The 1,314-nt window shown below is 46.8% G+C and carries 3 protein-coding genes; all 3 read left to right on the top strand.

Translation table 11 applies throughout. The features are described 5' to 3' along the window. A partial coding sequence (locus FY046_RS23605; protein ID WP_446186538.1) for an RNase A-like domain-containing protein occupies nt 1-554 on the top strand: 554 nt, incomplete at its 5' end. Beyond that, complete coding sequence (locus FY046_RS23600; protein ID WP_446186537.1) at nt 533-724, top strand: RNase A-like domain-containing protein; 192 nt, start codon at nt 533-535, stop codon at nt 722-724. The genes FY046_RS23605 and FY046_RS23600, both read left to right, overlap by 22 nt. Before the next feature lie 7 nt (nt 725-731). Further along, nucleotides 732-1,034, top strand: a complete 303-nt coding sequence (locus FY046_RS23595) for a hypothetical protein (protein WP_446186536.1) — start codon at nt 732-734, stop codon at nt 1,032-1,034. The last annotated feature ends 280 nt before the right edge of the window (nt 1,035-1,314 follow it).

Genomic DNA, 1,314 nt, shown 5'->3' with positions numbered 1-1,314 from the left:
GGTTTCTCGGGAGTGTACTGGAGCTGGCCGGTGCCACCGCCCTTTGCCTGGTCCCGGAACCTACCGGAGTGACGAAAGCGGGATGCATTATTGTGGGGGCGCACAGTCTGGATGGGATGAGTGCTTCGGCCTATCAGGTGTATTCCGGCAGACCAACAGCCTCAGTGACCGCTCGCGCTACGGCGGGTATCGCAAGAGAGCTGGGATCAGATAAGTCCACTGCTGACCAGATTGGTATCGCCGTGGATGTGATCCTCCCGTTCTCTGTTGCTGGTGCAGCTCGTGTGGCGTCGGTCAGAATGGGTCAGGTTAACCTGATGAAACATGAGGCCGTGAAAGGTTTTTCGGGCGGTGGGCATACTTTGAAAAAGCATGTTGGTAAAACTCAGCAGGATTTACTGGATAAACGCGCCAGAGGCATTCAATCAGGTACATATAGAGCAAATAGCGCATCCAGTTCATTCATATCACAGGCAATTGCAGAAAAGGCATTAAGCCAGGCCGTCAGAGCGAACAGGGCTGTAATAAGACAATGGGCCAGAAGCACCCTGTAGTTCGGTCGGATTACTCTTTGCAGCTCAGGCATACATTTAGCAAACCTGTGGGAATAGTACTCAAAAATGGGTCGAAAACGGTTGCTGAAACAAATAAATTTGAATTCATTTTATATAAGAAAAGTTATAATGGTAAACCCTATTACCTTCTTACTGCTTACCCTATCTGAGTGAAAAATGGAAAATTACCGTTCTATTAAAATGTTTTTTCTGATTTTTTTTGGGCAGGATGCTGATCATTGGGGAAATTCTTACCCTGAGATTGTCGATAGTGCTATTGAGTTTCAGGACGGAGTAGACGATGTACTAATTTCCGACATTGACAGATTTATTAGTGAGCACCCAACCAACGAGAAAGCGTCACAGGTGTTGAACGAAATTACAATGGGTTCCGTTGGAGATACTGCATCATTTCCCCCAACGTTAATCGACTTCCTGACCTGGCTCTCAGTTTACCTGAAACAAAAGCGTGACGAATAAATATGAAGCCCGCTATATGGGTTCAGTCCAAAGGCGTAAGCCCTGCGGGCTTTTTTGTATTTATAGCTGTCCATAGAGATTCAGCCAAATCCGGTGATTATTGGTATACAGAAAGATGAATCCCAATAATGTATACCAATTAATGCCGGTACTGAACAAAGAACAAAGGGAAGAGATCACTTCATGTTGGCTGCATATCCAGGCAACCGGCAGAGTTTTGGAACCTCCCCCCCCGGTGACACTTTCCGACGCATGGAAGCTGAGAGCAGAATCGCGTACG

The sequence above is a fragment of the Erwinia sp. 1181_3 genome, assembly GCF_052824965.1.
Note: the sequence above shows the minus strand (reverse complement) of the source record. Positions and strands in the feature narration are given on the sequence as shown.